Origin of the sequence: Microbacterium oleivorans (assembly GCF_001691565.1) — a bacterium.
GTDB lineage: Bacteria > Actinomycetota > Actinomycetes > Actinomycetales > Microbacteriaceae > Microbacterium > Microbacterium oleivorans_B.
The window spans coordinates 793778-817036 of the sequence record NZ_MAYO01000003.1 but is presented as its reverse complement, the minus strand read 5'-3'; the positions used below and the strand labels follow the sequence as shown (position 1 = coordinate 817036).

Annotated in this window: 25 protein-coding genes and 1 tRNA gene; 15 read left to right on the top strand and 11 right to left on the bottom strand. The window is 69.6% G+C overall.

Features of this window, described 5'->3' with window-relative positions; translation table 11 throughout:
• Positions 1-41: 41 nt before the first annotated feature.
• From BBA86_RS06730 to BBA86_RS06690, 9 genes are all read left to right on the top strand, one after another.
• Positions 42-875 (top strand): ParA family protein, encoded by an 834-nt coding sequence (locus BBA86_RS06730; protein ID WP_141677895.1) that lies wholly within the window; start codon positions 42-44, stop codon positions 873-875.
• Complete coding sequence (locus BBA86_RS06725) at positions 859-1722, top strand: segregation and condensation protein A (protein WP_065570860.1); 864 nt, start codon at positions 859-861, stop codon at positions 1720-1722. Before BBA86_RS06730 ends, BBA86_RS06725 begins: the two co-directional genes overlap by 17 nt.
• Positions 1712-2317: an SMC-Scp complex subunit ScpB gene (scpB, locus tag BBA86_RS06720; protein WP_065570859.1), complete on the top strand. Its 606-nt coding sequence runs from the start codon at positions 1712-1714 to the stop codon at positions 2315-2317. Before BBA86_RS06725 ends, scpB begins: the two co-directional genes overlap by 11 nt.
• On the top strand, positions 2314-3096 hold the full coding sequence (locus tag BBA86_RS06715) for a pseudouridine synthase (RefSeq protein WP_065570858.1): 783 nt from the start codon (positions 2314-2316) through the stop codon (positions 3094-3096). Before scpB ends, BBA86_RS06715 begins: the two co-directional genes overlap by 4 nt.
• Positions 3093-4208, top strand: a complete 1116-nt coding sequence (locus BBA86_RS06710) for a prephenate dehydrogenase (RefSeq protein WP_065570857.1) — start codon at positions 3093-3095, stop codon at positions 4206-4208. Before BBA86_RS06715 ends, BBA86_RS06710 begins: the two co-directional genes overlap by 4 nt.
• The gene (cmk, locus tag BBA86_RS06705; RefSeq protein ID WP_065570856.1) at positions 4201-4878 is read left to right on the top strand and encodes a (d)CMP kinase; all 678 of its coding nucleotides are present in this window, start codon (positions 4201-4203) and stop codon (positions 4876-4878) included. The genes BBA86_RS06710 and cmk overlap by 8 nt, the downstream gene beginning before the upstream one ends.
• Positions 4875-6404, top strand: coding sequence for a ribosome biogenesis GTPase Der (gene der / locus BBA86_RS06700; protein WP_065570855.1), 1530 nt, complete (start codon positions 4875-4877; stop codon positions 6402-6404). The genes cmk and der overlap by 4 nt, the downstream gene beginning before the upstream one ends.
• 190 nt (positions 6405-6594) lie before the next feature.
• Entirely contained in the window at positions 6595-7491 is an 897-nt protein-coding gene (locus BBA86_RS06695; protein ID WP_065570854.1) for an NUDIX domain-containing protein, read from the top strand.
• Positions 7488-7889, top strand: coding sequence for a DUF2809 domain-containing protein (locus BBA86_RS06690; RefSeq protein ID WP_065570853.1), 402 nt, complete (start codon positions 7488-7490; stop codon positions 7887-7889). The genes BBA86_RS06695 and BBA86_RS06690 overlap by 4 nt, the downstream gene beginning before the upstream one ends.
• Here the strand turns inward: BBA86_RS06690 and BBA86_RS06685 are convergent.
• The 3 genes from BBA86_RS06685 to BBA86_RS06675 are packed head-to-tail and all read right to left on the bottom strand — an operon-like array spanning position 7875 to position 9349.
• Positions 7875-8231 carry an RNA-binding S4 domain-containing protein gene (locus tag BBA86_RS06685; RefSeq protein ID WP_065570852.1) on the bottom strand — a complete coding sequence of 119 codons (357 nt, stop codon included), beginning with the start codon at positions 8229-8231 and terminating at the stop codon, positions 7875-7877. The genes BBA86_RS06690 and BBA86_RS06685 overlap by 15 nt on opposite strands.
• Positions 8232-8270: 39 nt before the next feature.
• Positions 8271-8774: an O-acetyl-ADP-ribose deacetylase gene (locus BBA86_RS06680; protein ID WP_065570851.1), complete on the bottom strand. Its 504-nt coding sequence runs from the start codon at positions 8772-8774 to the stop codon at positions 8271-8273.
• A complete protein-coding gene (locus tag BBA86_RS06675; protein ID WP_065570850.1) occupies positions 8771-9349 on the bottom strand; it encodes a GNAT family N-acetyltransferase in 579 nt (192 codons plus the stop codon). Before BBA86_RS06675 ends, BBA86_RS06680 begins: the two co-directional genes overlap by 4 nt.
• 104 nt (positions 9350-9453) lie before the next feature.
• On the opposite strand from BBA86_RS06675, the gene BBA86_RS06670 reads away from it, so the two are divergent.
• Positions 9454-9527: transfer RNA gene (locus tag BBA86_RS06670), tRNA-Pro, on the top strand.
• Positions 9528-9849: 322 nt separating this feature from the next.
• Here BBA86_RS06670 and BBA86_RS14550 read toward each other — a convergent pair.
• The 4 genes from BBA86_RS14550 to BBA86_RS14400 all read right to left on the bottom strand — a co-directional run bounded on the left by BBA86_RS14550 (position 9850) and on the right by BBA86_RS14400 (position 14821).
• Positions 9850-10023, bottom strand: a complete 174-nt coding sequence (locus BBA86_RS14550) for a hypothetical protein (protein ID WP_189318427.1) — start codon at positions 10021-10023, stop codon at positions 9850-9852.
• Between the two features lie 137 nt (positions 10024-10160).
• Positions 10161-13028: a hypothetical protein gene (locus tag BBA86_RS06665; RefSeq protein ID WP_065570849.1), complete on the bottom strand. Its 2868-nt coding sequence runs from the start codon at positions 13026-13028 to the stop codon at positions 10161-10163.
• Positions 13029-13565: 537 nt separating this feature from the next.
• Entirely contained in the window at positions 13566-13988 is a 423-nt protein-coding gene (locus BBA86_RS14405; RefSeq protein WP_141677842.1) for a hypothetical protein, read from the bottom strand.
• A 116-nt stretch (positions 13989-14104) separates the two neighbouring features.
• Positions 14105-14821 (bottom strand): hypothetical protein, encoded by a 717-nt coding sequence (locus BBA86_RS14400; protein ID WP_141677841.1) that lies wholly within the window; start codon positions 14819-14821, stop codon positions 14105-14107.
• A gap of 21 nt (positions 14822-14842) precedes the next feature.
• On the opposite strand from BBA86_RS14400, the gene BBA86_RS06660 reads away from it, so the two are divergent.
• Complete coding sequence (locus BBA86_RS06660; protein ID WP_065570848.1) at positions 14843-15172, top strand: ribonuclease E inhibitor RraB; 330 nt, start codon at positions 14843-14845, stop codon at positions 15170-15172.
• Here BBA86_RS06660 and BBA86_RS06655 read toward each other — a convergent pair.
• Positions 15169-15678 carry a hypothetical protein gene (locus tag BBA86_RS06655; protein ID WP_065570847.1) on the bottom strand — a complete coding sequence of 170 codons (510 nt, stop codon included), beginning with the start codon at positions 15676-15678 and terminating at the stop codon, positions 15169-15171. The two genes, BBA86_RS06660 and BBA86_RS06655, sit on opposite strands and share 4 nt — an antisense overlap.
• Before the next feature lie 23 nt (positions 15679-15701).
• On the bottom strand, positions 15702-16724 hold the full coding sequence (locus BBA86_RS06650) for an NADPH:quinone reductase (protein ID WP_065570846.1): 1023 nt from the start codon (positions 16722-16724) through the stop codon (positions 15702-15704).
• A 218-nt stretch (positions 16725-16942) separates the two neighbouring features.
• Between BBA86_RS06650 and BBA86_RS06645 the strand changes: the two genes are divergently transcribed.
• A complete protein-coding gene (locus tag BBA86_RS06645) occupies positions 16943-17254 on the top strand; it encodes a hypothetical protein (RefSeq protein ID WP_223247041.1) in 312 nt (103 codons plus the stop codon).
• A gap of 8 nt (positions 17255-17262) precedes the next feature.
• On the opposite strand, the gene BBA86_RS06640 is transcribed toward BBA86_RS06645, so the two are convergent.
• Positions 17263-18423 carry a hypothetical protein gene (locus BBA86_RS06640; RefSeq protein WP_065570844.1) on the bottom strand — a complete coding sequence of 387 codons (1161 nt, stop codon included), beginning with the start codon at positions 18421-18423 and terminating at the stop codon, positions 17263-17265.
• Positions 18424-18501: 78 nt separating this feature from the next.
• On the opposite strand from BBA86_RS06640, the gene BBA86_RS06635 reads away from it, so the two are divergent.
• Entirely contained in the window at positions 18502-20169 is a 1668-nt protein-coding gene (locus BBA86_RS06635; RefSeq protein WP_065570843.1) for a cation:proton antiporter, read from the top strand.
• A 6-nt stretch (positions 20170-20175) separates the two neighbouring features.
• Here the strand turns inward: BBA86_RS06635 and BBA86_RS06630 are convergent, their stop codons facing one another.
• A complete protein-coding gene (locus BBA86_RS06630; RefSeq protein WP_065570842.1) occupies positions 20176-21216 on the bottom strand; it encodes an aminotransferase class V-fold PLP-dependent enzyme in 1041 nt (346 codons plus the stop codon).
• An 80-nt stretch (positions 21217-21296) separates the two neighbouring features.
• On the opposite strand from BBA86_RS06630, the gene BBA86_RS06625 reads away from it, so the two are divergent.
• Together BBA86_RS06625 and BBA86_RS06620 are read left to right on the top strand one after the other, a co-directional pair.
• Positions 21297-22265 (top strand): LysR family transcriptional regulator, encoded by a 969-nt coding sequence (locus BBA86_RS06625; protein ID WP_065570841.1) that lies wholly within the window; start codon positions 21297-21299, stop codon positions 22263-22265.
• A gap of 5 nt (positions 22266-22270) precedes the next feature.
• The gene (locus tag BBA86_RS06620) at positions 22271-23257 is read left to right on the top strand and encodes an aldo/keto reductase (protein ID WP_065570840.1); all 987 of its coding nucleotides are present in this window, start codon (positions 22271-22273) and stop codon (positions 23255-23257) included.
• The last annotated feature ends 2 nt before the right edge of the window (positions 23258-23259 follow it).

The following is a 23259-nucleotide window of genomic DNA, read 5'->3' as shown; positions in this document are numbered from 1 at the left end:
GTACGGCGGACGTCGATCCGGCGGTGGCGACCGACACCCCGATGGGGCCGACGGGTCGTCCCTACCACGGCTTCCCGACCCCGCCGAAGCTCGACGGTCACGGCCCCGCGCGCATCATCTCGCTGTGCAATCAGAAGGGCGGCGTCGGCAAGACGACGACGACCATCAACCTGGCGGCTGGCCTCGCCTCATACGGCCGCCGCGTCCTCGCGGTCGACTTCGACCCGCAGGGCGCCCTGTCGGCCGGTCTCGGCGTGCAGACGCACGAGACGGCGACGATCTACGACCTCCTCCTCGACCCGAAGCGCGACCCGAACGAGGTCATCGTCTCGACGTCGGTCGAGGGCCTCGACATCCTGCCGGCCAACATCGACCTCTCGGCGGCCGAAGTGCACCTCGTCAACGAGGTCGCGCGCGAGACGATCCTCGCCCGGGTGCTTCGCAAAGTCGCGGGCGACTACGACGTCATCCTCATCGACTGCCAGCCCTCGCTCGGGTTGCTCACCGTGAACGCGTTGACCGCGAGCCACGGTGTCCTCATCCCGCTCGAGTGCGAGTTCTTCGCGCTCCGCGGCGTCGCGCTTCTCATCGAGACGATCGACAAGGTGCGGGACCGGCTGAACCCGGCGATCACGCTCGACGGCGTCCTCGCCACGATGTACGACCCGCGCACGCTGCACTCGCGCGAGGTCCTCGAGCGCGTCGTGGATGCCTTCGGGGACGACGTCCTCGAGACCGTCATCGGTCGGACGGTGAAGTTCCCCGACGCGTCCGTCGCGGGCGTCCCGATCACGAAGTTCGCCCCCGAGCACTCCGCCGCCCAGGCGTACCTGCGCCTCGCGCGGGAACTGGTCGCCCGTGGCGCCGTCGCCTGAGGACGTCGCCGACGCCGATGCCGCGCCGCCGCGGGCGGACACCCCTGAGGCCGAGACCGCGCCCGGTGACCGGTTCCGCGTATCGCTGGGGAACTTCGACGGTCCGTTCGACCTGCTCCTGACCCTCATCTCCAAGCACGAGCTCGACATCACCGAGGTCTCGCTCAGCAAAGTCACCGATGAGTTCATCTCCTACCTCAAAGGTCTCGACGACGACGCCGATCTCGACCAGGCATCCGAGTTCCTCGTCGTCGCGGCGACGCTGCTCGACATGAAGGTCGCGGGGCTGCTGCCGCAGGGGGAGCTGGTGGATGCCGAATCCGTCGCCCTGCTGGAAGCCCGCGACCTGCTCTTCGCGCGCCTGCTGCAGTACCGCGCCTTCAAAGAGGTGTCGGCGTGGTTCGCGCGCTGCCTGGACCGCGAGGGCAAGCGTCACACCCGCGCCGTGCGACTCGACGAGAAGCATCGCCGTGCTGTCCCCGAGCTCGTCTGGACGCTGTCTCCCGACGACTTCGCCGCGATCGCGATGCTCGCGTTCGCGCCGAAGGAGATCCCGCACGTCGGACTCGACCACCTTCACGCGCCGCTCGTCTCGATCCGGGAGCAGGCCGCGATCGTCGTCACACTGTTGCGGGACGCCGGTCAGCTCAACTTCCGCGAGCTCGTCGCCGGAGTCGCGCAGACCGGCGTCGTCGTGGCCCGTTTCATCGCCGTCCTCGAGCTCTACCGTCATGCAGCGCTGTCGTTCGAGCAGCTCGAGCCACTCGGCGAATTGACGCTGCGCTGGACCGCCGACCGGTGGTCCGAAGAGAACCTCGCCACGTTGGGAGCCGACTATGACCGATGACGCCACCGAGATCGAGGCGCCACCGCGTTCGCAGGACCCCGGCGACATCGCGCGCCGCCTCGAGGCGATCCTCATGATCATCGACGAGCCGCAGAGCCTCGTTGCGCTCGCCGCTGCCGTCGGCGCGCCCGTCGCCGCCGTCCGCCGCGCGGTAGAGGAGCTGGTCGCCGACTACGACGGGGAGCGTTCAGGGCCTCGGCGCGGGTTCGAGCTGCGCGAGGTCGGCGGAGGATGGCGTTTCTACGTCCGTGACGAGCACGACGACCTGGTGGCGGAGTTCGTCAACGGTCAGGCGCCGTCGCGCCTGTCGCAGGCGGCGCTCGAGACGCTCGCGGTCATCGCGTACAAGCAGCCGGTGTCGCGGAGCCAGGTCGCCTCGATCCGCGCCGTCAACGTCGACTCCGTCGTCCGGACGCTCCTCGCCCGCGGCCTCATCACCGAGGCCTTCACCGACCCCGAGACCGGGGCCATCAACTACCGCACCACCGACGCGCTGCTCGGCCACCTGGGGATCAACTCCCTCGACGAGCTGCCCCCCATCTCCCCGCTGCTGGACGACGGCTCAGCGGGATTCGAAGGAGAGACCATCCGATGAACGAGCAGTCCGACGAGAACCGGGTCCGCCTGCAGAAGATCCTCGCGAATGCGGGAGTCGCCTCGCGGCGCGTCTGCGAGCAGTACATCGTCGAGGGCCGCGTGCGGGTGAACGGCGTCGTCGTCACTGAGCTCGGATCGCGCATCGACCCCGAGACCGATCGGGTCGACGTCGACGGCACCGCGATCCAGCTCGACACGAGCAAGCGGTACGTCATCCTCAACAAGCCCACCGGCGTGGTGTCGTCGATGAAGGACGACCAGGGGCGCCCCGACCTGCGGCGTTTCACGAAGGACTGGCCCGAGCGGCTCTACAACGTGGGCCGATTGGATGCCGAGACGAGCGGTCTCCTCGTCCTCACCAACGACGGCGAGCTCGCCCACGTCCTCGCCCACCCGTCGTTCGGGGTCACGAAGGTCTACATCGCGAAGGTGTCGGGCCGCGTTCTGCCGCAGACCATCGCGCAGCTCACGAAGGGGATCGAGCTCGAGGACGGTCCGATCGCGGCCGACAAAGCACGGCTGCTCGACGCGAGCGGGGACACGAGCCTGGTCGAGCTCACCCTGCACTCGGGGCGGAACCGCATCGTCCGCCGCATGATGGCGGCGGTCGGCCACCCCGTCGAGGAGCTCGTCCGCCGCCAGTTCGGGCCGCTCCACCTGGGCACGCTCCCAGCGGGTCGGGCACGCGAGTTGACTACAGTGGAGCGTGGTGCGCTGTTGACTCTCGCGCGCCAGGCGGAGACCCCGCCCGGGGATCCCACTCAGGAGCAGTTGTGACCGACGCCATCGACGCGCGCGCCCGCGCCGTCCGTACGAGCGGACTCGTCCGCATCGTCGGCGCAGGCCTGCTCGGTGCGAGCATCGGTCACGCGCTGCGCGCGCTCGAGGTCGACGTCGTCCTCGCCGACGCATCGCCGGCGCAGCTGCGCCTCGCCGTCGACTACGGGGCGGGACGCCTGGCTCGAGAGGGCGACCAGCCGAGCCTCGTGGTCGTCGCCGTGCCGCCGGACGTCACGGCCGACGTCATCGAGCGCGAACTCAGCGCCTTCCCGGATGCCGTCGTGACGGATGTGGCGAGCGTCAAGCTCGAGCCGCTGCTGGTCCTCCGCGAGCGCGGTGTCGACCTCTCCCGCTACATCGGGTCCCACCCGATGGCCGGTCGCGAGCGCGGCGGCGCGATCTCCGCCCGCGCCGACATCTTCTTCGGCCGCCCCTGGGTCATCTGCCGCGACGAGGAGACCTCCGCGCGCGACCTCGCCGTCGTCGAGGGTCTCGCGCTCGACCTCGGCGCCAGCCTCGTCGAGATGACCCCCGAGGAACACGACCGCTCCGTGGCTCTCGTCTCGCACGTGCCGCAGCTCGTGGCATCCCTCCTCGCGGGACGGTTCGTCGGCGCCGAGGACGCGTCGCTGCGTCTTGCAGGCCAGGGCGTTCGCGACACGACCCGGATCGCGGCATCCGCCCCCGAACTGTGGGTGCAGATCCTGGGCGCCAATTCTCAGCCGGTCGTCGATGTCCTCGACGCCCTCGCCGCCGACCTGACCACCGTGGCCGGAGCGCTCCGCGACCCTGATGCCCCCGGTTCGCGTCGTGCCGTCGCCGACACGATCCGCCGCGGCAACGAGGGCGTCGAACGTCTGCCCGGCAAGCACGGGCAGAACCGCCGATTCGAGACGGTGGTCGTCATGGTCGACGACACCCCGGGTCAGCTGGGGCGCCTGTTCGGCGACCTCGGGGAGCTGGGCGTCAACGTCGAGGACTTCCGGCTCGAGCACTCGCCGGGGGCGCAGTTCGGCCTCGGCGAGATCAGCGTCGTCCCGTCCGCCGTGACCATCGCCACCGACGGCCTCTCGGCGCGCGGGTGGAAGATTGCGAGCCTCAATGACTGACCCCATCACGATCGCCATCGACGGCCCCGCCGGCAGCGGCAAGTCGAGCGTGTCGAAGGAAGCAGCCCGACGTCTCGGGTTCGGCTACCTCGACACGGGAGCCGCCTACCGAGCCCTGGCCTGGCACGTCCTCGAGCACGGCGCCGACACGTCCGACGCCTCGGCCGTCGTCGACGCCGCGGGCGACTTCGACTACGCCATCTCGCTCGACCCCGATGAGTACTGGGTGCGGGTGGGGGAGACCTCCGTCACCGAGGCGATCCGCGAGCCGCGGGTCAGCTCCGCCGTGAGCGGCGTGGCCCGTGTGCCGGTGATCCGCGAGCAGGTGAACGTGCTGTTCCGGCGCCTCGTGGCAGACTCCGGTCGGCCGGGCGTGATCGTCGAGGGACGTGACATCACGACCGTCGTCGCTCCCGACGCCCCCGTGCGGATCCTCCTGACCGCCGCCCCCGAGGTGCGCGCCGCGCGGCGCAGCGCCGAACTGACCACGGAGGATGCCGCGGCTGTCGCCGCCGCGCTGCACAAGCGTGACGCATCCGACTCCCAGGTCGTCGACTTCCTCACCGCCGCCCCCGGCGTGACGGTCGTCGACTCGACCGACCTGGACTTCGCACAGACCGTCGACGCCGTCCTGGACGTCGTGCGGTCGGGAACGGAAGGCTCACGATGAGCGCCGAAGACGACTACGAATACGAAGGCGGCCCCGACCAGCTCGAGGAGAAGCTCGCCAACCTCGACGAGGACCTGGCCGAGCAGCGGGCTGCCGCCCTGCGCGCCTCGCTCGCCGACTACGAGCTCGACGAGGAGGACGACGACCTGCTCGCGGGCTTCACCGCCGGCGGCGAGGTCGTCGAGATGCTGCCGGCCCTCCCGGTCGTCGCGATCGTCGGGCGGCCGAACGTCGGCAAGTCGGCCCTCGTCAACCGCATCCTGGGCCGTCGCGAGGCCGTCGTCGAGGACACCCCCGGGGTCACGCGCGACCGCGTGAGCTACAAGGCCGAGTGGATGGACCGCCGGTTCACGCTCGTCGACACCGGCGGCTGGGAGCACGACGCCAAGGGCATCGACCGCTCCGTCGCCGCCCAGGCTGAGATCGCGATCGAGCTCTGCGACGTCGTCATGTTCGTCGTCGACGCGATGGTCGGCGCGACGGCGACCGACGAGCAGGTCGTCCGCATGCTCCGCAAAACCGACAAGCCGGTCTTCCTCGTCGCCAACAAGATCGACGACGCCCGTCAGGAGCCCGAAGCCGCAGCGCTCTGGAACCTGGGTCTCGGCGAGCCGCACCCCGTCTCGGCCATCCACGGCCGCGGCGTCGCCGACCTGCTCGACGAGATCATGAAGGTGCTTCCCGAGGTCTCGGCCGTCGCCAAGAACGAGCTCGGCGGCCCCCGCCGCGTGGCGATCCTCGGTCGCCCGAACGTCGGCAAGTCGTCGCTGTTGAACAAGGCCGCGGGCGAGGAGCGCGTCGTCGTCAACGACCTCGCCGGCACGACCCGCGACCCCGTAGACGAGGTCGTCGAGCTCGGCGGCAAGCTCTGGCGTCTGGTCGACACCGCCGGCATCCGTCGTCGCGTGCACCTGCAGCAGGGCGCGGACTTCTACGCGTCGCTGCGCACCAGCGCGGCCCTCGAGAAGGCCGAGGTCGCCGTCGTCGTCCTCGATGTGACCGAGTCGATCAGCGTGCAGGACCTGAATATCATCGACCTCGTCCTCGAGTCCGGTCGTGCGCTCGTCCTCGCCTTCAACAAGTGGGATCGCCTGAACGACGAGGACATGGACAACGCCGATCGCCGCCGCTACCTCGAGCGCGAGATCGAGCAGGACCTCGCGCACGTCACGTGGGCGCCGCGCGTGAACCTGTCGGCACGCACCGGCCGTCACCTCGACAAGCTCGTCCCGGCGCTCGAGACGGCGCTCGAGTCGTGGGACCAGCGCATCCCGACCGGCAAGTTCAACGCGTTCCTCGCCGAACTCATCGCCGAGCACCCGCACCCGCTCCGCGGCGGCAAGCAGCCCCGCATCCTGTTCGGCACGCAGGCGTCGACGCGTCCGCCGACATTCGTGCTGTTCACGACCGGGTTCCTCGACCCGGGCTACCGCCGGTTCATCCAGCGGCGCCTGCGCGCGATCTTCGGCTTCGAGGGCACGCCGATCGTCACGAACATGCGCGTGCGCGAGCGTCGGCAGCGCTGACGCCCGGTTCGCCGTCGCTTCGGGAGGAGATGGCGGTTCGCGAGGAGGCATCGGGTCGATCCGGTCCTCGCGAACCGTCATCTCCTCTGTTGTCTGAGAGCCGACTGGGCTGTTGCGGGCACGCTGGGGATCTGTTCCGGGACATGACGGATGCCGCGCCTCGCCGCCGAGCCCGTGAGAGGCTGATCGCATGAGGATCGAGGAACCGTCGAGCGGGCCGCCGCGCCCCTCCGGTCCTCGCGATCCGGGCGATGCCTGGGTGGTGACCGACGCCGGCGAGCGGTACTGGGGTCGGTTCGGGGCCGCCGGCCTGCTTGCGCACGATCCGTCGCGCGGAGTGCTGCTGCAGCACCGGGTCTCGTGGAGTCACCACGGCGGCACGTGGGGCATCCCGGGAGGTGCGCGGCACCAGGGTGAGAGCGCGACGGATGCCGCCATCCGCGAGTCGCACGAAGAGGCGGGCGTTCCCGCCTCGGCGCTCCGGCCGTTGTTCACGAGCGTGCTCGACCTCGAGGTGTGGTCGTACACGACGCTCGTCGCCGACGTGATCGACCCGTTCGATCCCGTGATCGCCGACCCCGAGAGCTACGCCCTGGAGTGGGTGCCGCTGAATGAGGTCGACGCTCTGCCCCTGCACCCCGGGTTTGCGGACTCGTGGCCCGCGTTGCGCGACCTGCTCGCCGTCCGACCCACCGTCCTCGTCGACGCGGCGAACGTCGTCGGCTCGGTTCCTGACGGCTGGTGGCGCGACCGCGCCGGGGCCGCATCGAGACTGCTTCATCGCTTGGGCGGACTCTCTCGAGCCGGAGTCGCGGCGGGCGAGCTGTCGCTCCCCGGCGACACCTGGTACCCGCGCGTGGTCGCGATACTCGAGGGTGAGGCGCGCGCCGCCGCGGACCCGGACGGCTCCGTCGAGGTGGTGCGAGCGGATGCCGCGGGTGACGACACGCTCGTCGCCGAGGCGCAACGGCGCGTCGGCGACGGAGAGCGAGTCCTGCTCGTGACCAGCGACCGCGCGCTCGGGGAGCGGGCGGTCGCGGTGGGCGCGCAGGTCCGTCGGGTGTCGTGGTTGCGCGAGCGGGTGTGAGGCGACGGCTGCTCGGCGCCGCGGTCGCTGTGCTGGCGGTGATCTGCGGACTCGCCGTGCACCTCGGCGCTGCGGACACCGCGGCATCCGACATCACCGGTGATGCCCTCTACGTCGTCGCGGTCTGGGGTGGGCTGGTCGCGTTGTTGCCTCGGCTGTCGTCCTGGCTGATCGGCGCGATCGTCATCGCGTGGTCGGTAGGCGTCGAGCTGTTCCAGCTCACGGGGCTGCCCGTTGCGTGGGCGGGGGAGTGGCCGCCGATCGTCCTGGTGTTCGGGACCGTCTTCGACGGCCGCGACCTGCTCGTGTACGGCGTGACGGGTGCCGCGCTCTTCGTGATGGATGCCACGGTGCGAGGCTCGATCTCCCGCCGTCGGGCGACGTCAGCGACCGTGTAGGCGCTCGATCTCGCGACGTTCCCGTTTGGTGGGTCGGCCGGCGCCGCGATCGCGGACGGCGATCTGCGCCACGGGTTCCCGCTCCGGGGTGCGGTCCTCTGCGGCGGCGGCCGCCAGCGGCGCCCCGACGCGCTTCGTGAGCGTCTGCCGGACGACGAGGATGCGGTCGAAGCCGGCGATGCGCACGCGCAGCTCGTCGCCGATCCTCACCTGCTGCGCGGCCTTCGCCTTGTCGCCGTTGACTCGGACGTGGCCCGCGCGGCAGGCGGTGGTCGCCGCCGATCGGGTCTTGTACACACGGACGGCCCACAGCCAGGAGTCGACACGCACGGCATCCGCCATCGGTCCTCCTCCCGTCCGGTGGATCCATCGTAAGGCGGGTCAGGATGCGGCGAGCCGCCGTTCGACCCGGGTGAAGATGGCATCGTCGAAGGCGACGATGCGCGCCTCGGTCACGCTCGAGGGAGTCTCGGCAAGGGTCGTAACGGCGGCGTCGACCGCGTCCTCGAGCGGCCAGCCGTAGATCCCGGCGCTGATGAGGGGGAAGGCGACGGTCGTCGCGCCGAGGTCGTCAGCGACCTCAAGGGCACGACGGTAGCAGGAGGTGAGGAGGCCGCGGTCGCGTTCGCCGGCCGTATGGTTCGGTCCGACGACGTGGATGACCCAGCGTGCGGGCAGGTCGCCGGCGGTCGTCCACCCGGCATCCCCGGTCGCGAGGCCATGCGGGAAGCGGGCGATGCAGTCGGCGAGGATCTCGGGACCGCCCGCGCGGTGGATGGCACCGTCGACGCCCCCGCCGCCCCGCATGGCGCGGTTGGCGGCGTTCACGACGGCGTCGACCTGCTGGCGGGTGATGTCGCCGCGGACGACGGTGACGCGGCTCATGAGAGCTCCTTTGCGACGATCGGACGGGCCGCGCCGGGGCGGGCGGTCTCCATGAAACCTGCGGCGAGGAAGCTCGACAGCGTGCCGTGGTAGAGGTCGTTGGAGGAGAACCGCTTGACGTCGGTGTCGAGCGGGTAGCCCTCGACGATGCGGGCGCCGTGCGTGCGGGCGTGGTCGACGGCGGCGTCCAGAAGGCGGCTCGCGATGCCCTGGGAGCGGTGCTCTTTGCGGACGACGAAGCAGGTGATCGCCCAGACGGTCGGGTCGTCCATCGGCTCCGGTGACGTCTGGATGTTGCGGGTGCGGGCGAGGCGGGGTTGATCGGGGCGGGGGGAGACCTTGACCCAGCCGGCGGCGTCGCCGTCGACGTAGGCGATCAGCGCTGAGGCGACCGGAGAGGCGAGTTCCTCACGCAGCCGCTCCCGCCGTTCCTCGACGCTGGTCGCTTCGAAGTCCTTCGGCGCGAGCATCCACCACTGGCACCAGCAGTCGGCGCCGTCGCCGCCTCCGGTCAACGCGTGCTCGGCGTCGGCGAAGCGATCCGCACGCGCCGGTTCGATCGATATCTCGGCCATCCGGGCAGGGTAGCGGCGACATCGGACACGCGGAACCCCGTGGCGGTTCGCGGGCGGCCTCCGGACCGGTTAGGATAGTGGAGTTGTCCGCGAGGGCAGCGGACCGGGATGTGGCGCAGCTTGGTAGCGCACTTGACTGGGGGTCAAGGGGTCGCAGGTTCAAATCCTGTCATCCCGACGGTCGGACTGTTGGTAATACTGATTGCAGAACAGTCGCAAAAGGAGATGGGAACTGGCTTAGAGCGAGTGCCCATCTCCTTTTTCGTGCCGTGCCGACATGGCCGCGTATCGCGTCTATGGCGACTCCTTGCTGGGCGATGAGCTCCAGCTTCCGCTTGTCGTACACAGACAGCCCGCTCGGCACGAGCAGCTTCGTCGCGCTGCCGGTCGTACTCCTCCTCTCGCTCCCAGCCGAACACACCCAGGCTGTTGAGGACGAGGTCACAGTCGAAGTCCACGCACGGCTCACCGAGCACGTGCAGGGATTCACTGGTGTGCTCCTACCCGTCCTTCGAGGTCCCCATGCCGTAGTCGCCGAGAACTTCACGGACGAAGAGGCGGTTCGTTCCGTTGGTCTCGTAGTTGACGAAGTCCACCTCCGCAAGCATCGCCGCGTCGAACTCCTGGATGAGAGCGGAGGTCAACTCCTGCTGCTCTTCCTCTACGTCGACCATGAGCCCCAGGATCCCCTTCGGCAAACCCGGCGGGAAGTCGAACTCCTCATGCTCCGGCTCCGGCTAGTGCGGTCGGTCCTGCGTTGGTACGTCGAACAGCGAGGGAAGCTGTCCCCAGCTCCGCCACGCCCCCACCCTCACCGGATGGTCTTCTTCGCGGACAGCTTTGCCACGGCGGAGTACCCGGTCATGGAGTAGCCGACCTTCACTTGCAACGACTTGCCGCGCACCGACGCGGTGGGCGTGTACGTGGACTTCGTAGCGCCCTTGATGACGACACCGTTCGCGTACCACTGGTAGGCGACGGCGACCCCAGTGATTTTCATCACGGAGCCGGCGGCGTGCTTCGCGCCGACCTTCCCCGTCCCGGTGATCGTCGGGGTCGCGACCGCGAGTGTGCCCTTGACGACCTTCCCGGTCGCCTTCGACGTCTTCGCGGCGGTCGTGTGTCCGGCCTTCTTCCCGATGACGGTCACCGTGATCGTCCTCCCGACCAGGCCTGCCGTGGGCGTGAAGGTCGAGGCTGTCGCGCCTTTGACCGTAACGCCGTTCGCCGCCCACTGGTAGGCGAACGTGGTCCCCGCCGTCCATGTGCCGGTCTTCGCGGTCAGCTTCACCCCGACTTTCGCCGCGGTACCGGTGATGGTCGGGGTGGCGGAGGTGAGCGTGGCCGCAGCGATCTTCACGCCGGCGGAGGTGATCGACGCGGTTCTGTACCCGGCCTTGGAACCGGCAAGGCGCACCGTGATCACTTTGCCCAGATGGGAGGGGGCGGGGGTGAATGATGCGCCGGTCGCGCCGGCGACGTCGACGCCACCGGCGGTCCACTGGTAGCGGTAAGTGGTCCCGGCCGTCCAGACGCGGTGGGAGACGGAGAGGGGGGACCCGACCTGGGCGGTTCCGCTGATCGATGGCGGCATGGTTCGGAGGGTTCCGAGACCGATGATCCCGGCGCCGGTGCTGCGCGTCTCGGGGTAGTAGCCCTTGAGGCTCCCGGTGACGTCGACCGTCACTGTGGTGTTCAGGTGGCGGCTGTCGAGCGAGAAGGCCCACTTTGTGGCTCCGGGGACGGGCTCACCGTCTACGCTCCACTGCACCTCGAGCGCGGCGCCCTTCGCCCACGCGCCCGTAGTTACTTCAAGTGTGTTCCCGACGGTCGGGACGCCGGTGATGAGCAGCTCATCTGTGGCGAGCAGGCCCTTGTCGACGACAGCAGTCGGCTGGCTCTTGGCGGGATCGCCGTTCCACCCCTGGATGTTTGTCGCCCAGACCTCAATGGTGTTGCCTGCGTCCGTGGGCTTCACCGTGTAGGTCGCTGTGCCCGACGCCAGCTTCTTCCCCTCCGAGAACCACTGGAGGGTGTACAGCCCCGTGTACCGGTCCCCGCTCACCTGTGCAGTAAGCGTCTTTCCGACCTTGGCCTGCCCGGTGATGACGGGTGAGTTAGGCGGAATGACTGCGTCCGTGCCTGCGTCGAAGGAGACAGTCACCGTCGCGGTCTGCGTCGCGGCCGATGTCGTGTCGACCTTCACGCGAAGCCCCGGGGCCTCCTGCCCAGCGGTGACGGACTCGAACTGCTGGCCGGGCTGGAAGGAGAGTGCGCCGGTTTCCGGATTCCGGATGACGGTCGACGCTGCACCCGCACACTGCTGAGTGGCTGGGGCGGCGCAGTCGAGCTTGAGGACGCGGACTCCGGGTGCCCATGAGGCCGTGTAAGGGGTGGTGCGGGGGTAGAAAGCGTTCGCGTCCCGGCCGGTACCGGAGCGGTACTCAACGTAGTAGTGCTCGCCGGTGTGCTGGTTGACGATGTCCAGTGCGCGGAGCCCGGAGCCGGACCCGGCCGCCCTCAGCGAGAAGGCCTGCGTGGCGCCGCTCTCGTGGGTGACAGTGCGGACGCCGGGGGATGAGCCCGTTCGGGGGAGCGCGCCGAGGTTGACCTTCTGCGAAGCGTTAAGGGCTCCGATGTTGGAGAAGTTGTTCAGCGACCGGTAGATGATGCCGCCACCCATGACGTCGTAGAAGTCGTAGTACTCGGACTGCGTGCAGGTGTCGCCCTCGACCGAAGGAAGGTCGCATGCCGTCACGTTGGAATGCCCGAGGCCGAGGTTGTGGCCGAGCTCGTGGAAGACGACCTGGTCGTAATCAGTGGCGACGCCGGCGACCGACGCCCATGCGACCCCACCGGCGTGGACACTGCCGATGGTGCCGAGGCCGTTCCCGACGCCGCAGATGTTGGCGGGGACGAGGACGAGCAGGTGGTCACCGTTGCCCTTGGCCCAGTAGTGGGCGGAGGCGATGTCCGTGTTGCCGTAGTAGTCACGGCCAAACCCGCCGGGCCCGGCAGCGAACTCCCACAGGCTGTTCGGATCGCAGAGCAGGCTCGCCGGTGCCGCGGCGTACTTGACCGAGCTCGGGCGAGTGATCCCGGCGACCTGACCGTTCGACTCAGACGTCCAGTACTCGCTCGCACGGTCAACCGCGGCAGCGATGTCCGCCTGGGCGGGGAAGGGGAGAGCACCGTCGGCACTGTCCTTCACGTACATGACGTCGATCGTGTGCGTCTTCGCAGCCGCGGCCGACTCCGTGACAGGAGCGAGGGTTGCGTCGGTGACCTTGAGCGGCACGTCCAGCTCGGCAGCGGCCTGCGCGACCTGCTCCCCGAGCTCTGCGGCGGGGGCAGCTTCGACGAGGGCGGCGACCTTCGGGGTGACCGTGACGATGCCCTCGAACGTGGCGCCGGTCTCCGCTCCTGCGATGTCGGCGCCGGTGAGCTCGACAGCGGTGCCTTCCGAGGTGACGAGCGTGACGACGTTCTCCGTCGCGAGCGTGCCCTCGGGGGAGGCCATGCCCTCCTCGCTCGGGAGGACACGGATGACACCCTCGAGAGCGACGGCGCCGGGGATGGGGGGCTTGGCGGCGGAGGCTGCGGAGACGGGGAGGCCGAGGACCGCGATGGCGGTGGCGGTCAGGACAGCGAGCGCGCGCGAGCGCGCAGGAGTGATCATTGCGGCCTAGAGCCTTCCGGTCAGCAGCCCCAGGCTGCGGTTGAAGGCGCGAAGCGAGGTCGTTGCCCCGGCCTCATCTCGCACCCTGCGGCGAATCGTTCCAACTGTGGGCCGCGCGCACGCTCGCCGTCCCCCCAGGCACATCATGGCAGGTTGCGGCTCGCCGCCGCGACGGACGCGTTCTCTCCCTGACGCCCGCCCGGCAGGATCGGTGTCAACTCATCTACATGTAGACCGGCGAGCAATAGCCGCCAAGACCAGGTTGGGATGGGTCTTAGCGACCTGAGGGCGCCGGGGTCACGGCCGCCGTCCAGACCCAGGCGCGAAGCCCATTGCCGCCAATGCGAGATCGGACGCCGCACATGCCCTCGGTCCATCTACGGACCTCCGCGTCGACCAGAGCTCGCGTGCTCCCGAAGCGGACCCAGGCCGGTGCAAATCGAGGGAGCGGGTCGATAGTAGGTGGTTCCCGATCGAGGCTTGCGCGCGGAGTCGGCCGTGACCTGGCGGCGCTGCGACGCTTGGGGTGATCGGCTATCAGTACCTCGCAGAGGAAGACTTACCTTCGGGGAGCACGAAACACGGCGAGAACGAGTCAATCGTGACGTTCCCGGATCGCTCGCCGGAGACGACATATCCGGATCCGTAAGGGCCGTTCAGTTGAACGCCGGGTAGACCTCCCTCCGTGATGTCCTCTGGAACCAGTTCGTCATTGTTTCTGTAGGCGGTCGTGACTGTTTCGATGACGTTCTGGGGTTCTGCATCCGGGGTCAGCTCGACGGTGGTTCGCCCGATCCAGCTGTATGCGCGGTCCGCGCTGCAACGAAGAAGGACACCGTCGGGCGTTTGTTCAACGGTCCTCACGGAACCTTCTGGGAAGGCCGCGACGATATCGTTCTCAATGCCTTGGGCGATTCTTTTCGCGTTCTCGACTGTGAGTTCGGGTTGCGTGGTTCCCACACCATCTCCCTTTCGATCTGATGCCGTCGGAGACGGGGGCGTTCCGGGCGCGGCGACGCAGCCAGTCAACAGAAGCAGAGCGATGCCGCCGCCGATCGCTGAGAGTCTGCCCGATCTCATCGTTCGGCCCCGCCGTCGGTGATGGCCTGCTGAAGGTTGCGAAGCATACGACGATTGTCCGGGACGTCGGCGGCGATGAGGTCGTGATTGCCCATCAGTCTGTCCCCGATCTCTGGGAAGACCCAAGCCCCGGGCTCGTCGGCACGAAGATACACATGCGAGTCGAAGGCGGTTTCGAAGAAGGAATCTTCAACCCGAACGATCCCGGCACTTCGAGCGGCTCCTAGCACGTCGAAGTAGGAGCAGTGATGATACGCAGTGGCGGGGTCGGGCTGCCAGTTGCTTGGAAGGCCAGCGCCCGCGAGCGAGTGAACCTCGTCGAAGTGAACATGACCTTCCACCGTGACTATCGGTGTGAGGCCCCATGAGTGACCAACGGCGATCTGTTCCGAGTCGGCAAGTCGATCGCTGGATGCCCTCAGGCCTTTCTCGAATTGCTCGAGCGCCAAATTCTTCCAGGCAGCTAGAAGCGGAACGTTCGACTCGCCGATCCGGGTCATGTCAACGGAGCCGTCGCTCTCGTTTCCGCCTGGAAATTGGCCTTCTTTCCAGACGAAGGCGACCATGTTCGGATCTCTCTCTACGAGGTGTCTCGCGACTGATTGAGCATCGTCGTCGAAGAAGAGGATGTGGCAGGGCACAGGCTTCGAGCCGGTGCCCTTCTTCTTTTTCGTGCCGCGGGCCGCGCTCACCGGAAGTACGACCTGCGGCATCCTGCCCGACATACTGGGGGCATGACGTCGACGTACGAGTACCAGCTCTCCATGTGGGCACCGCAGCGCGAACAGCGTGCCGAGATGGGCGACGTGCTCGAGACCCCGCGTCCGGTCGAGCATTTCGCGTACTTCTCGCGTCGGTCCCGCGCGCAGGCAGCGGCGGAAGACCTCATCGCAGCAGGGTTCGAGGTCGGACGCGCCCGTCGTGGGCTCAAGACTGTCCTGAAGGCGACCCGGAACGAGGCGCTCGATGATCAGCAGGTCGCCCGCTTCCTGCGTCAGGTGGTCGAGATCGTCGAGCGCCACGGCGGCGATTACGACGGCTGGGGCGCCACAGTCGAGGCCTAGCTCGCTCCGGCGTGCTGCGTCGCAGCCCGGACCAGGTCGCGACGGCGGCGCGAGCGGAAGGCTGCGAGTCGGCCGATGGCTGCGCAGAGCCCGAAGACAGCGCCCATTGCCACGGTCGTGAGGTCGATCGCCGGCATCCGAGCGGCCACGAAGAGGAACGCCGCCAGCCACAGCGCGATCGTCGCCACGACGGTACCCATCGCCCAGAACGCGACCATCTGCCACGCGATCTGAGGGACACCTCTCATCGCTCGCCCGACGAGCCACGCGATCGGGGCGCTCACCCACAGGACCAGCAGAGCGATCGTGACGGTGCTCGCGAAGAAGAACAGGTACATGCCGGCCCAGCCCGGCGACATCCCCGCGCTGGCGAAGACGGCGAGCCGGTAGAGCCCGGCGACGACGGCGATGCATCCCCACGAGGCCAGGACATAGATCTGGACGTCACGAGCGGTGAAGGGAATGCCGGTCTCCGTAGCGGTGGTTACACCCCGACCTTGGCACACCGTAGCGTCGGTTCGCGCTCTTCTCAGAGCTCCGCGACGCGGATGAGTACCTTGCCTACCGTCGCCGCTTCGACCGCGTCGTGCGCGGCCGCGGTCTCCGCCAGCGTGAACCAGGTCAGCGGGAGCCCGGCGTCCTCGCCAACCGGCAGCGCACCGTCTTCGAGTGCGCGCGTGATGTCGGCGACCGCCGCATCCAGAGCCGGTTCTCCGACCGTGTAGAGCAGGACGCCCTGCACACGGATGTTCTTCGCGAAGGTGGGCCGGATCGGCATGCTGAACGTGTCGCCGTTGTCGTCGGCGTAGAACGCGATGACCGCGTGTCCCGCCGCGACCTCCGCGTCGACGGCGGCGTTCGTGGCGAGCGACACCTCGACGATCTGGTCGACGCCGTCGGGCGCTATCTCGCGGATGTTCTCGACGAGGTCGCCCTGCGTGTAGTCGATGACGTGATGCGCACCGGCCGCCCGCGCGAGGTCCGCCTTGGCGTCGGAGCTGACGGTCGTGATGACCGTCGCACCGGCCCAGCGGGCCAGCTGGATCGCGGCATGACCGACGGCTCCGGCGCCTCCCGCGACGAGCACGGTGCGTCCGGCGAGCGCTCCAGGGGCCAGGCGAGCGGGCCCGTCCTCGTGGACGGTGAGGGCGCGGTGCGCTGTCACGGCGGGAACGCCGAGACTCGCGGCGGTCGCGAAGTCGATGCCCCCGGGAAGGCGGACGGCACGGGATGCCGGTACCACCGTGTGCTCCTGCGCGGTGCCCGTGGGGCGCTGGTGCTGCGCGAGGTGCACCCACACGCGATCGCCGACGGCGAGTCCCTCCACGCCGTCGCCGAGCGCGTCGACGATCCCGCTGCCGTCCTGGTTCGGGACGGTCTCGGCGAACGATGTGCGCGCCGTGCCGCCGGCCCGCGACTTCCAGTCGGTCGGGTTGACGCCCGAGACGGCGATGCGGACGCGCACCTCACCGGGTCCGGGATCCGCGATCTCGCGGTCGACGAGGGAGAGGACGTCGGAGGCGCCCGGGGAGGTGTAGACGATGGCTCTCATACGTGGCATGAACCGACCGTAGCGCGCACGCATTCCGAGACCGGGGGATTGCCAGGCGCACTGTGAGAGGCTCGACGCAGCGGCGTTTCATGTCGCGTGCAGGAAAGGGGGGCGTAGTGCCCACCTGGCTCGAACACCTCTGTCACTCCCTGGTCGGCCGGACGCGATCGCACGACGATCTCCCGGATCTCCGTGACCTTCCCACTTCTCGGGTAGACGTGGAGCGGACGTACTACCTCGTCGACGATCCTGAGCGGCGCACCCGCAACGACCGGCTCTACGTCCTGCGCGTCGGCCGCGGTCGGACGCGTCGCACTGCCGACGTCGCCGTGCACTCCCACGGCCGCGTCGTCGGATTCCTCCCTGCCGAGTCGGCTGCCGCGCTCGCCGCACCGCTCGCCCGGTTGGGTGGGGCCGCGATCGTCAACGGTGCCGGTCCGCGCCCGGGAACCACGCGCCTGCGAGTCGACCTTCCCAGCGCCGACGCGATGGCGTCGCTTCCCGTGCAGAGGGACCTCACCGCTGCCTGAGCCTCGCGTCACTGCGCGACGAGGTCACCCGACCCGTCTGCGTTCACCCGGAACGAGACGCTCTTGTAGTCCGTGCGGAGCGAGATGAACATCTCGGGGGCTTCGACGGACTTCCCGAACGTCTCGCTGTCGATGTCGCCGTCCGTGCTTCGGGACACGACAGCGCTCGCGTCGCCGACGGCGATGCCCGACTCCGCGGACACCTTCCCCATCAGCGCCCACACCTTCGAGAGGGCGATGTCCTTCCATGAGAACTGCTCGGCCGCGAGGTCGGGCTGCGATGGGGCGGCTCCCTCGTGGTCCACGACCCCGCCTCGGTACATCCACACGTCGGTCTCGGTCTTCCCGGGGGTGAGGGGGGCCTCGACGCGGATGAAATCGGACCGTATGAGCACGGAACTGACCTCGTCGTGCCCGATCTCGTCCTCGAGGGCCTGAACGGCGACGGCCAGCTCGTCGGGGCGTCGCAGGTCGACGCCGATGCGCCCCTCCTGCGCCGCCTGGACGGTCATGACGACGGCGCGACTGTAGGGCGCGACGACCGCGGCTGCCACGGCGAGCGCGACGACGACGAAGAGGATGCCGCGCAGCACGCGCCCGCGCGGACCGATGCCCAGGAGCGGCCCGCGCCGCGCGCCGTTCACCACGCGCTGCGCCTTCGGCCATGCCAATGTCGGAACCGATCCCTGGGGAGGGACGGTGAGACCGGCGACCTCCTCAGGCGAGACCTCGCCGTCGATGAATCCGAACTCGGGACCGCCCTCGATGAGGATCGCGACGGGCCGGATCGCGCCGGGTCGAAGTGCTCCGAGCTCGACCAGCGGGACGATGCTCCGAAGGGTGGTTGCGTACGCCGCACCCCGACGCGGCTGCACCGTCACGTCGATCTCGCACACAGGCTGATCGTTGATCTGCGTCCCGGTCTGGCGGACCGCCTCGATCCTCGCCACGCCCAGACGATCTTCGGCTCGTGCGCGGGTCAGATCATCCTGTGACACGGACGTCGAAGCGAGCCCCGAGGCGCCGAGCCGGATGAAGACCAGGCTCAGGATGCCGACGGGCAGCGCGATCGCGAGGATCCAGATGCCGGCTCCAGGAGGGCCGACGAGAGCGGCGATGGCACCGCCGACGAGAGCGCCCACAGCTGCGGAGAAGATCAGGCGAAGCACGATCCGGGAGCCTATCGGCCGGTGACGAACTGTCCGAATCGTCGACGGGCGATGCGGATGCTCTGAGAGGCTTTCGGTGTGATCGAGTCACTCCTCGGCCTGGTGGTCGCTCTCCTCGTCGTCGCCCTCACCACGGTCGTGGGCCGGTGGGCCGGGATCGCGGCGCCCATCCTCATGGTCGCCGTCGGAGTTGGAGGAAGCTTCCTCCCGGTCTTCGACGACTTCGTCCTCGACCCGGAGTGGATCCTCCTCGGCATCCTGCCGCCCCTGCTGTACTCCGCAGCCGTCTCGATGCCGGCCATGCACTTCCGACGCGAGTTCGGCGCGATCGCCGGGCTGTCGGTCTTCCTCGTCATCGGGACCGCGCTCGCCCTCGGGCTGTTCTTCATGATCGTGATCCCCGACCTCGGGTTCGCGTGGGGAGTCGCTCTCGGCGCCATCGTGAGCCCGACCGATGCGGTCGCGACATCGATCATCAAACGCACCCCGGTCTCCAAACGGGTCATCGCCATCCTCGAGGGCGAGAGTCTGCTCAACGACGCCACGGCGCTCGTGCTGCTGCGGACGGCCATCGCGGCGGCTGCGGCATCCTTCTCGTTCTGGGGTGCCGTCGGCACGTTCGCCTACGCGGTCGTCGTCGCCGTGCTGATCGGAGCATTCCTGGGCTGGCTGAACCTCACCGTCCGTCGTCGGGCGACGGACCCGACCGTGAACACCGTCCTGTCCTTCACCGTGCCGTTCCTGGCCGCAATCCCGGCCGAGCTTCTCGGGGCCTCGGGGCTCGTCGCCGCCGTCGTAGCAGGCATCATCACGGGCGTCGGGGGACCGCGCGTCTTCTCGGCACGCAACCGCCTCTCGGATGCGCAGAACTGGCGCACGATCGAGCTGATCCTCGAGGGACTCGTCTTCCTGTTCATGGGCCTGCAGCTCACGACGATCATCTCGGACGTCCAAGCCGCCCACGCCGGTGTCGCGCCCGCTCTCCTCATCGCGGCGGGGGCGTGGCTGCTCACCGTCGTCGTCCGGGCCGCTTACGTCGCACCGCTCCTGGCGCTCCTGTCCGCGAGTGCGCGGCGCGTCCGCCGGCTGCAACCGCGACTCGAGACGATCGCTCATCGCCTCGAGAGCGAGGAGGGCGAGAAGAAGCTCGTCGACGCCTTCGCCCGCCGCGGGCGGACGGTCTCGCGCGACACGGTGCGCCGCTTCGGACCGCGCGTGACCCGCGGGTTGGCGGACATCCGGTACTTCCAGGAGGCTCCCCTCGGATGGCGGGAGGGCGCGCTCGTGGTGTGGGCGGGCATGCGGGGCGCCATCACGCTCGCCGCCGCGCAGACCTTGCCCGAGGGCACGCCGCAGCGGTCTGTTCTCATCCTGGTCGCGTTCGCGGTGGCCGTCTTCTCCCTCGTCGGGCAGGGGGCCACCGTCGCCCCCATGGTCACCGCTCTCACATCGGCGGACTCGCAGGCGGAGACCCGACAGCGCGAACGCGAGGAGCGCCGGCACATTCTCGAGCTCCTCCGCGACAGCGCCGCGAGCGTACCGGCGGCCGAACGGCCGGCGGATGCGGATCGGTCCCGCATCTTCGAGATCGAGAGCGCCCGACGGCTCGAGGTGCTGGCCGTGCAGCGCCGGGTGCTCCTCGACGCGCGCGACAGCGGGACCTTCGATGCCGACGTCCTCGCGCACGAACTCGCCGTCATCGACGCGTCGCAGATCGCGATAGAGCTCCGCTCCGACCGAGGGTGACCCGGATCAGCGACCCAGGGTGAGCGCGATGTCATCGACGTCGCGCAGGTCGTTGAAGACGTGCAGAGCGACGCGGGCGTTCCCGGCCCGGCTGGAGGCGACGATTCCGGCCTCGCGAAGGCGGACGACGTCCGCCCCGTCCTCGTCCCGCCACGTCACGATCGGCGTCGCGCGCGCGGGCTGCGGCAGGTCCAGGCGTTCCCGCAGGGCTGCAGCCAACCCGGTGACCTCGTCGCGCAACGCCGTCGCATCCGCATCTGCGAACAGAGCGAGAGCGGGCTCGGCCCCCACGAAGGCCTGCCACGCCGGCGAGACGTCGAACCGTCGAGCGGATGCCGCCAGTGTCGCGGCCGTGCCGTAGCACGACGCCCACGGGTCGGATCCCGCGTACCACCCGGCCTGGCGGGGCATGATCGTCGCTGCAAGATCCTCGGAGAGCGCCAGGAATGCGACGCCCCGGGGCGCGCACAGCCACTTGTAGGCGTGGCAGACGAGCGCATCGAACGCGCTGGCGGCAACCGGCATCCATCCGATCGCCTGCGTCGCATCGCACAGGGTGCGGACGCCGTGCGCCCGAGCCGCCGCGACGATCGCGTCCGCATCGGCGACCGCCCCCGTCGCAGACTGCACGATCGAGAAGGCGACCATGGTGTCGCTGGACTTGATCGACGCGGCGAGCGCCTCGAGCGGGACCGTGCGCACCGTGATGCCGCGACCGGCGTGCACGAAGGGGAGGACGAGCGAGGAGAACTCCCCGTCGGGGCAGAGGACGACCGCGTCGTCGGGGAGGGATGCCGCGAGGAGGCTCACCATCGCCGACGTCTGGGCGCCGAGGGCGACGGACTCCGCTGCCACCCCCACGAGGTCCGCGAACGACGCGCGGCACCGCTCGGCCACCGCGGCATAGCGGACCGGGTCGGGGAGCGCATCGAGATCCTCCCGCACGGCGGCCCGAGTGGCGCGGGTCGGGATGCCGGCCGTGCACGCGGCGACGTATCCCCGCGCGTCGGAGAATGCGGCGCGGACATCGGCGGGGGAGAGGGCCATGGGACCATCGTCCCGATTCCGTTCTGAGTGCACTACGGCAGGTATTGCATCGGGTCCATGACTCAGCGTTATATATCACTGTGCCGTCCACGCTCCCCGACCTGTCCGTAGCCGAACTCCGCATCGTCAAGGCGATCGGCGACGCGGGATCGGTGACCGCGGCGGCAGCCGCCCTCGGCTACAGCCAGCCGGCGGTCAGCCAGCAGATCCGGCGACTCGAAGGACGCCTCGGGATGCCGGTCGTCGAACGCGTCGGCAGGCGGATGCGGCTCACCGAGGCCGGCCGCATCCTGGCTCGTCATGCGGCGTCGATCACGACGGCGCTCGGCGCGGTCGCCGGCGAACTCGCCGACCTGAGCGGCGGGCGAACCGGCACCGTCCGGCTCGTCGGCTTCCCGTCGGCGTCACCGACGGTCCTCCCGCGCCTCATGCGGCGCCTGGCCGAGAGCGACCCCGGCGTCTCGCTCACCTACGTCGAGGCCGAGCCGCCCGAAGCGGTCGCCGCCGTTCGCGCCGATCGGGCGGACATCGCGCTCACCTTCAGCCACCCCGGCGACGGGACCGACGCCCACGGCGACAGCATCCGCGGCCTGGAGGCGAGGCGGATCGGCGCCGAGGACCTCCTGCTGATCCTGCCCGAGGGGCACCCGCGCGCCGTCGAAGCCATCGTCGACATCGAGACCCTCGCCGCCGATGACTGGATCGCGGGGTGCCCCCGCTGCCGCAGCCATCTCCTCGACTCGTGCTCGCGCGCGGGCTTCACCCCGCGCATCCGTTTCGAAACCGACAACGTCGCCGCCGTCGAGCAGCTCGTCGCTCAACGGGTGGGCGTCGCAACGCTCCCGCGGTTGGCCGTCGCATCGTTCCCGCTCGTCGAGGGCATTCTCACGCGCCCGCTCGCCTCGCGGGATCGACGAGAGCTCCATGCGGTGTCCGCCCGCGGCGCGGCGCGGGTGCCCGCCGTCTCGACGGTCCTCCGGCACCTCGCGGGAGCGGTCACGGAGATGACGGCTCCCGGCCCCGAGGGGACCGGGCCCGAAGTAGGGTGAGCCCCATGCATCAGCGCCCCCTCGCCGCGACCGGCCTTTCCGTCTCCACCATCGGCCTCGGCACCTGGCAGTTGGGAGCGGACTGGGGCGACGTCTCCGAAGCAGACGCCCTCGACGTGCTCGCCGCGTCGGTCGAGGCGGGCGTCACCCTCTTCGACACCGCCGATGTGTACGGGGACGGACGCAGCGAATCGCTCATCGGCACGTTCCTGGCCGCGCACCCGGGCCACGGCGTGACCGTAGCGACCAAGATGGGCCGCCGCCTCGCGCAGGAGCCTGAGAACTACACCCGTGACAACTTCCGGGCGTGGACGGACAGGTCGCGCTCGAACCTCGGGGTCGACACCCTGGACCTCGTGCAGCTCCACTGCCCGCCGTCCGCCGTCATCGATGCCGACGAGACGTTCGACGCGCTCGACGCCCTCGTCGCCGACGGCGCGATCGCGGCCTACGGCGTCTCCGTCGAGACGTGCGATCAGGCGCTGTCCGCCATCTCGCGTCCCGGCGTGACCAACGTGCAGATCATCATCAACCCCTTCCGGCTCAAGCCGCTCGACGAGGTGCTGCCCGCTGCGGATGCCGCCGGCGTCGCCGTTTTCGCCCGGGTGCCGCTGGCCTCCGGCCTCCTGAGCGGGAAGTACACCAGCTCGACGTCGTTCGCGGGCAACGACCACCGTTCCTTCAACCGCAACGGTGAGGCGTTCGACCGGGGGGAGACCTTCTCGGGCGTCGACTACGAGACCGGGCTCGTCGCGGCGGACGAGCTCGCCGCCGCCCTCCCCGACGGGGTGTCGCTCCCCGCGGCATCCCTCGCCTGGATCGCGTCCCGTCCCGGCGTCACCTCCGTCATCCCGGGCGCCCGGACGACGGCGCAAGCTCGCAGCAACGCCGCCGCCGGGTCGATCGATCCCGCCGATCTCGAGACCTTCGCGGCCGCGGTCGTCGACGTCTACGACCGCAGGCTCCGCGCCGACATCCACCCCCAGTGGTGAAC